The organism is candidate division TA06 bacterium (assembly GCA_004376575.1).
GTDB lineage: Bacteria > Hydrothermota > DG-26 > E44-bin18 > E44-bin18 > E44-bin18.
Genome location: SOJN01000012.1, coordinates 40,084 through 47,832, shown reverse-complemented (window position 1 = coordinate 47,832; position 7,749 = coordinate 40,084). Strand labels below are relative to the sequence as shown.

Genomic DNA, 7,749 nt, shown 5'->3' with positions numbered 1-7,749 from the left:
TTTTCTATTTTCGAAGGTGTGGGGTAGAGTTGGGTGGAATTTCGAAGGAGTGGGCCATGGGTGAAGGGAGTTTCTATTTTCGAATGTGCAGGGAGGAGATGATGGGAATTTCGTGGTCGAGGGATAGATGGGGAAAGATGGGGCTTGCGCAGGGTGTATGGGTGGTTTATAGTGGGGACGGCAATGTATGATCTTGAGGAAGAGAGCAGGAGGAAAGAAAAGGTTCTCCTGGTGGGCACAGGGCCGAAATCCCAAAGGGAAGAATTGATAGAGTCACTTGAAGAACTCGGTCTGCTGGTCGAAACAGCAGGCGGTGAAGTGGCTGAGAAGATGCTCCACATAAGGGAAAGGCCCGATGCCGCCACCATGATTGGCAAGGGGAAAGCCAGGAGGGTAGAAGAAATACGCACACAGCTCAAGGTAGACACGGTGGTGTTCGATCAGGAGCTTTCTTCCGCCCACATTAGAAATCTTGAAGGCATCATAGCGGCGAAAATCCTGGACAGGACTGAACTGATTCTGGACATATTTGCCCTTCACGCGAGGACGATGGAGGCGAAAATAGAAGTGGAGCTCGCGCAGCTTTCATACAGACTACCCAGACTGACCGGTAAAGGCATAGATCTTTCAAAGCTGGGCGGAGGCATAGGAACGAGGGGTCCAGGAGAAAAGAAACTTGAGGTGGAGAGAAGAAGGCTGAGAGAGAAGATGAAGAAATTGAAGGATGAGCTGAGGTCTGTGGAGAAGGCGAGGGCGGTCCAGAGAAAGCGAAGACGTTCGATGTTCAGGGTGGCCCTGACCGGATACACTGACGCCGGCAAATCAACGATAATGAATGCGCTCACCAAGGCCGGTGTCAGGACTGAAAAAGCTCTTTTCACCACTCTGGACCCGACAACCCGGCTGCTCCAATTTGAGAATGGGAGAAAAGCCCTGATCACGGACACCGTAGGCTTCATCCGGGATCTTCCTCACCATCTAGTCGCTTCGTTCAGATCCACCCTCGAGGAGGCCATTGAAGCTGACTTGAGGCTTCGAATAGTGGACGTTAGCCATCCTGAGTTTAAATCCCATATGGACGCAGGTTCGGTTGTACTCCGTGACCTGGGATGCCTTGACAAAAAGAGCATTCTCGTTTTCAACAAGATAGACAGGCTTCTTGACAGGGCAGTGCTTTCCGGGTTGTCTCGCAGATACACTGGATGCCTTTGCGTCTCAGCCCTTACTGGCGAGGGTATGGACAGGCTTCTATTCGCCCTGGAGGCAGAGATGGAGAGAGAGGTGGTTGAAGGAAAATTCAGGTTGCCTCTGAAGAATGGGAGGCTAATATCTGTGGTGCACGAACTGGGTGAGGTCCTTGAGACCAACTGCGAGGGTGGATATGTGGAACTGAATGCCAGGTTACACAAATCGGATTTTGAAAAGATAAAGAAGCTTACGCTTGAAGCAGGGGGCGAAGTAAAACCCTGGAGGTGAGAGGTGCCCAAGAGGGACACTCTTGATGCGGCAGTAGATCAGTTCTTGAAGGAATTGTGGAGAAGAAATCCCGTTGAGGCTACTGCTGTGGGTGTTCACGACTATGATACCGAACTGGGAGATCTTAGCAGTCCTGCTATCGAAGATGACACGCGCTGGCTAAAGACGCAACTCTCCAAATTTGAAGGACTCGACTCGAATTCTCTGTCGAAAATGGAAGTGGAAGACCTCAAACTCACCATTGCCATGATACGCACCAGACTCCTCTTCCTGGATGAAATGAAAATACTTAAGAAGAACCCGGTCGCCTATCCAGAGATTTGTATCTACGGCTGCTATGTACCGTGTGTTAGAACCTATGCTGGAATTGAGGAGAGACTCAATTCAGTGGTGAAGAGGCTTTCGCTCATTCCTGGTGTGCTCAAAGAGGGGAGGGCCAATCTCTCAAATCCACCTCGTATCTGGACAAACCTCGCAGTCGAGTCAGCAGAAGGGGCCATCATGTTCGTGAAAGGTGCACTTCCCCCTCTCTTTGAACAGGTTCCCAAGCTGAAGAAAGATTTCGAAAAAGCCAGTACTCAGGCTCTGGCAGCCGTTGAGGGGTACATCAAGTTTTTGAAAGATGCTCTGCTCGCAAGTTCTTCTGGAGCTTTCGGAATAGGAAGGGGCCGGTTTGATTTTTTGCTCGGAGAGGACCACATGCTGGAATTTGACGCGGATTCTCTTCTCGCGTTCGGGGAGAGCTCAATCTCGAAGACGGAGGAAGAGCTAACTCTAGTCGCCAACCGGCTTGATCCAAGCAAGCATTGGAGGGACATTGTTGAGATGCACAAGGATGAGCATCCAGAGCCTGGTGAGTTACTTCGCTTCTATGAAGAAAAGATTGAGCAGGCAAAACGTTTCGTGGTGGACAATGGCCTCGTCACGCTGCCGGAAGAGGAGTCCCTTGAGGTCATACCTACGCCTGAGTTTGAAAGGCCTTTCCTTCCTTATGCAGCCTACATGCCTCCTGCCCCTTTTGAAAGAGAGCAGAAGGGCTTTTTCTACGTCACTACTGTCGATGAGAGGCTCGATGACGAACAGAAAAAGCAGCAGCTTAGAGGACATAATAGATACAAGGCTGGGATTACGGCCCTCCATGAGGCATATCCGGGGCACCACTTGCAGTTGACAACGTCTAATACTCACCCCTCAAAGATCAGACGACTCTACGGAAACAACGTGTTTGTGGAGGGTTGGGCACTTTACTGCGAGGAGATGATGTACGAACAAGGGTTCTATCCGGATGCAACTACCAGGCTCTTTCAACTGAAGGATACACTCTGGAGGGCTTGCAGGGTGGTGCTTGATGTCAAACTTCATCTCAATCTCATCTCATTCACTGAAGCGTGCGACTTCCTGGCGAAGGAGGCTGGACTGGAGAGACTCAATGCTGAGAAAGAGGTGAGCCGCTATACTCTATCACCGACCCAGCCGATGAGTTACCTTGTTGGCAGAGAGGAGATAAGGTCCCTGCGGGAGCGCGTCAAGTCGATGAAGCCCGAAGGCTTCCAGCTAGACCGTTTCCACGATTGGGTTCTGAGTCATGGTTCGGTTCCGGTGGGGCTCATTTTCCCTGAGTCTTTTTTCTCTTGACACTCACAGTTGCTTTTGATAGCCTATCTGAAAGTTTAAGAAAAGGGAAAGGAGGTGTAAGAGATGCTACGGAAACTATCATCTCTTGTGTTGCTTTTGGCGTTTGCCGTATCAATTGTATTCGTTTCTGGGTGCGGGCCGAAGGGTACCCCTCAGGAGCTTCTGGATGAGCTCGGGGAGTTGAAGGCTGCTTCAGAGGCTTGTGACAACAACGTCAAGAACCTGGAACGGCAGAAGGCGGAGAGGGAGAGGGAAAAGACAGCGAAGGAATCCAGGCTCGAGTCACTCACCGAAGAGAGAGATGCGCTGAAGGCCGAGCTCGGATTGGTCAAGTAATTTAACCTATTGATGTGAAAGGAGTTGGAACAATGAGGTCGATTATTACTGCCCTTGTGGCGATCGCTCTCCTCGGCGTTCCGGTTGGGCTGTTGGCCCAGGGGGACATTAGCAGGGAAGAGGCCCAGGAGATGATTGAGGGCTACAAGCAGAAGCTAAAGGACTGCAAAGATAGAGCTTCCGACCTTGAGGGTGATGTACGGGACCTGGAGGGGACCCTCAAGAATCTCGATACGAAGATAGGGGCACTAGAGAGGGAAATCGCGGACCTGAAGGGCATGAGAGCTTCCACCTACATTGTGAAGAATGGCGACTGGCTGGCGAAGCTGGCTGAGTATCCTGAAATCTACGGTCATGGCAACTATGCGTGGTGGCCCAGAATCTATAGGGCCAACAAGGACAAGATAAAGGACCCGAATTTGATTTATCCTGGCCAGGTATTGTTCATTCCACGGACTGTCAGCGGGAAAGACTAGAGGGACTATTCTGGGCTGAGCGGAGCTGTCACAGCAGTTAGGTGATTACCCTGCTGAATAGATTCCCAAGGACGAGTGAAAACTTGGAGATTATACTAGCCCTTGGCTTTAGCATCAGCGGCCAAGGGCTCTAGTTTTGAGGTAGACTTTGAGCAAAAGAACCATAGAGATTGAAGGAATAGACTGGCTTGATCTTCTGGGTGAGAAGGACGCCAATCTCAGGCTAATAGAAGACAGCTTTGAGAGCAAGATAAGTGTCCGGGGAGAGAAGATCACAATCACGGGGCCGGCCGATGATGTGAAACTTGTTGACAGGCTATTCAGGCACCTCGTATCAAAGGTGGAGAGTGGGACCGCGGTAGGCGACTTGGATGTGAGGTATGCCATAGACATCATCAGGGATGAAGGAGAGTTGAAGGAAGAGCATAAGGGGTCCTCAGCACTAATAAGTACTCCCAGAGGCGCGATAAGGGCCAAGACAAAGGGGCAAGAGGTCTATGTGGAGGCCATCCACAAGTACGATATGGTCGTGAGCATAGGTCCGGCCGGCACAGGGAAGACATATCTGGCTGTTGCCAAGGCAGTATCTGAGCTAAACCGGAGAAGTGTGGACAGAATCATACTCTGCCGGCCAGCAGTCGAAGCTGGCGAAAGCCTGGGGTTCCTCCCTGGTGATTTCAGAGAGAAGATCGACCCCTATCTGAGACCTCTCTATGACGCGCTAAGGGAGATGATACCTCCAGAGAGGATGCGCAGGTTGATGGAGAACGGAACGATTGAAATCGCGCCCCTTGCCTACATGAGAGGGAGGACCCTGAACGATTCTTTTGTCATTCTGGACGAGGCTCAGAATACGACGAGCATGCAGATGAAAATGTTTTTGACGAGACTTGGCTTCAAGTCAAAGGCTGTGATAACAGGGGATATTACGCAGATAGACCTTCAAGATGGGACCCAGTCAGGTCTTGTAGAGATAATAGAAATACTGAAGAACATAAGCGGTATAAAGTTCGTAAGACTGTCCGGCAAAGATGTAGTGCGCCACAGGCTCGTTTGTGATATAATAGATGCCTATGAAACCTACAGCGAGAAAAAGCAGGACTAACGCGACCCTGAAGGTGTTCCGGAAGTCCCTGGTCAGGTGGCATCGTAGCAGTCTGGGCTTCTGGATTGAAAGAGCCGCCATGTTTCTGATAGTCCTGGCCATGGTCAACGTGCTCTATCCGGCCAAACCGGCCCTTCAGAAGGTTCCAAAGGAGGGAGACATAGCCAGGGAAGACGTGATTGCGCCTTTCACATTCTTCATTGAGAAATCGCACGCGGAGCTGGAAAGCGAATGGAAGGCAGTAATCGAAGCTGTTCCCACTGTTCTCGATTTTGACTCAGACAGGACAAGTAAGATAGTCTCTGACTTTAGGTCATTTCTCTCCAAGGTTTCTTCCATAGCAAAGGAGGGCAGGCCGATTCGAAAGGCTATTGATGAGATCAACTCGCTCAATCCTGCTATGTCGGCGGAGGGCATTTCAGGGCTGATCAAGAATAGAGATGCCAAATTCGACAAGGCAATGACAGGCGTCCTGAAGGATGTTTTGGACAGAGGTGTTATTGCCAGCAGGGAGGAACTGGCCCTCAGCGGTGGCAGCAAGGTGGCTGTGGTCAAACGTGGCAAGGAGATTACAAGGGGAGTCGAAACTATCCTAGATAGCATATCAGCCACCAATCTAATCAAAGAGCTTGCCACCCAACTTGCAGGTAGCGGTCAGCTAAGAATGGAGACATTTGTTGAGGCTGTATCCAGCTTCATTGCCCCCAATATTGCCATAAATGTGAAAGAGACTCACAGCAGGAAAGAAGAGGCAAAGCTTGGGGTTGCCACCACAAAGGGGACCGTCCTCAAAGGTGAAATGATAGTGAGGGCGCACGATGTAGTTACCGCCGAAGTTGCCGAAAAACTGAGATCCCTGGAGTTGAATAAAGGCGGGATGCCCATTCCTTCGAGCATGATTTCTTCTGCTGCAGGCCGCAACATCCTCTACTGCATAGTTCTTGGTGTACTGTCAGCATATCTGTTTCTCTTCAAGGGTGTATTCTTCAAAAACTACTCTATGCTCGTCCTGCTGTCGCTGCTCTTCACTGTTGCCGTGGCTCTCTCTGCAGTCATCCTCAGGCTTGACGCCGGATCCGTATATCTTGTTCCTATTGCTATTACTTCCATATTGGCTTGCGTGCTTCTGGATGCTCAGATTGGTGTGGCTCTGACGCTTGCGCTCTCCGTACTTTTTGCAGTGTTTACGGGATTGAGGGTGCCAGTGATGCTCGTAGCGCTGTCCGGCGGGCTGGCTGCTGTCTACAGCGTCAGGAGTATCACAAGAAGGTATGAGTTTTACAGAGCAGTGCTTTTCGTTTCACTGGCTAACGTCTTATGCATCCTTGGTCTCGAACTATTCCGACTGACGCCGATGGCACAGATTCTGAGAGCTTCCGGTTTTGGTGTACTGAACGCATTTGCCTCCACCTTTGTTGCTATTGGACTTCTTCCTCTATGCGAACATGCGTTCGGAGTTACCACGGACATAAGACTGCTTGAGCTGTCTGATCTCAATAGGCCGCTCCTCAGGGAGTTGGCCATGAAGGCCCCCGGAACGTTTCACCACAGCATCGTGGTGAGCAATCTTGCTCAGGCAGCAGCAGAAGCTGTGGGCGCCAATTCCCTGCTTGCGCGTGTTGGTTCTTACTATCATGACATAGGTAAAATGACAAGACCTGACTATTTCATTGAGAATCAGACTGGAAAGAAGAACCCCCATGATGAGCTGGCACCTAAGATGGGCAGTCTGATAGTAATGTCTCACATAAAAGATGGAATAGAGCTGGCGAAAAAGGCAGGCCTTCCAAAGACAATAATTGATATTGTGGCGCAGCATCACGGTACTGGGTTGATGGTCTGGTTCTATGATAAGGGATTGGCGCACTATTTAGATGATGGAATCAGTGACATTCACTTCAGATATCCTGGTCCAAAGCCCCAAAGCAGAGAGGCAGGCATAGTCATGCTTGCCGACTCGACGGAGGCCAGGGCGAGGTCGATAGAGTCTCCAACTCCGAACAGGTTCCAGGGAGTGGTAAAGGAAATAATAGATGACAGATTGAAAGAAGGTCAGCTTGATGAGACTGATCTGACCATGAGGGACCTGCACAAGATTTCTGAAAGGTTCCTTCCTGTTCTCATAGGTATTTTCCATCCAAGAATCGGATACCCTTCGGTTGAGCGGGATAAGAATGGAAATCTACGTAAAAGGTCTTCCGGAAAGGTGCGGAGTGAAACCGGGGGACGTAAAGCAAATCGCTAGACACGTTCTGACAAAAGAGGAAGTAGATTGTGAGCTGGCTGTCATCTTTGTTGATGATGCAGCCATGTCCGCCCTGAATCACCAATACACAAAAAGAGAAGGTACAACAGACGTACTTGCCTTTTCCGCGCGGGAGGGGAAAGACTCTGAGTACTCTGGCCACGTACTAGGGGATGTATTCATCTCCTTGGACAGAGCGCGAGAGCAGGCCAAAGAGCTCGGACACTCCTTTAGAAGGGAGCTCCTTTTCCTGGTCCTCCACGGGCTTCTCCATCTCCTTGGATATGATCACAAATCCATGCCCAAGAAAATAGAACGTCTGGAAAAAGAACTGGCTATTCTACCTATTAGAAACAAATCACGCTCCAGACGTAAGATGTAAGATATAAGATGTCAGACTACTGAAGCTGTACGCTACACGCTGTACGACAAAACACTTGGAATTTGTTTGGAGTTTGGAATTTGTGATTTGATTT

7 protein-coding genes are annotated in these 7,749 nt (G+C 50.1%); all 7 read left to right on the top strand.

Annotated elements, in window-relative coordinates; translation table 11 throughout:
- The first annotated feature begins 183 nt into the window (after positions 1 to 183).
- The 7 genes from hflX (at position 184) to ybeY (ending at position 7,655) form a co-directional block, all read left to right on the top strand.
- Positions 184 to 1,476, top strand: a complete 1,293-nt coding sequence (gene hflX / locus E3J62_00910; protein TET47652.1) for a GTPase HflX — start codon at positions 184 to 186, stop codon at positions 1,474 to 1,476.
- 3 nt (positions 1,477 to 1,479) lie between these two features.
- Complete coding sequence (locus tag E3J62_00905) at positions 1,480 to 3,111, top strand: DUF885 domain-containing protein (protein TET47651.1); 1,632 nt, start codon at positions 1,480 to 1,482, stop codon at positions 3,109 to 3,111.
- A 63-nt stretch (positions 3,112 to 3,174) separates the two neighbouring features.
- Complete coding sequence (locus E3J62_00900) at positions 3,175 to 3,447, top strand: hypothetical protein (GenBank protein ID TET47650.1); 273 nt, start codon at positions 3,175 to 3,177, stop codon at positions 3,445 to 3,447.
- 32 nt (positions 3,448 to 3,479) lie between these two features.
- Positions 3,480 to 3,923 (top strand): LysM peptidoglycan-binding domain-containing protein, encoded by a 444-nt coding sequence (locus tag E3J62_00895; protein ID TET47649.1) that lies wholly within the window; start codon positions 3,480 to 3,482, stop codon positions 3,921 to 3,923.
- Positions 3,924 to 4,071: 148 nt separating this feature from the next.
- Complete coding sequence (locus tag E3J62_00890; GenBank protein TET47648.1) at positions 4,072 to 5,028, top strand: PhoH family protein; 957 nt, start codon at positions 4,072 to 4,074, stop codon at positions 5,026 to 5,028.
- The gene (locus E3J62_00885) at positions 4,991 to 7,273 is read left to right on the top strand and encodes an HDIG domain-containing protein (protein TET47647.1); all 2,283 of its coding nucleotides are present in this window, start codon (positions 4,991 to 4,993) and stop codon (positions 7,271 to 7,273) included. Before E3J62_00890 ends, E3J62_00885 begins: the two co-directional genes overlap by 38 nt.
- Positions 7,203 to 7,655: an rRNA maturation RNase YbeY gene (ybeY, locus tag E3J62_00880; protein TET47646.1), complete on the top strand. Its 453-nt coding sequence runs from the start codon at positions 7,203 to 7,205 to the stop codon at positions 7,653 to 7,655. Before E3J62_00885 ends, ybeY begins: the two co-directional genes overlap by 71 nt.
- Positions 7,656 to 7,749 lie beyond the last annotated feature (94 nt).

What these genes read in the sequence shown, in the direction of transcription:
- hflX (TET47652.1), top strand. Translation starts at nt 184, where the DNA reads ATGTATGATCTTGAGGAAGAGAGCAGGAGGAAAGAAAAGGTTCTCCTG.
- E3J62_00885 (TET47647.1), top strand. Translation starts at nt 4,991, where the DNA reads ATGCCTATGAAACCTACAGCGAGAAAAAGCAGGACTAACGCGACCCTG.
- ybeY (TET47646.1), top strand. Translation starts at nt 7,203, where the DNA reads ATGGAAATCTACGTAAAAGGTCTTCCGGAAAGGTGCGGAGTGAAACCG.
- E3J62_00895 (TET47649.1), top strand. Translation starts at nt 3,480, where the DNA reads ATGAGGTCGATTATTACTGCCCTTGTGGCGATCGCTCTCCTCGGCGTT.
- E3J62_00900 (TET47650.1), top strand. Translation starts at nt 3,175, where the DNA reads ATGCTACGGAAACTATCATCTCTTGTGTTGCTTTTGGCGTTTGCCGTA.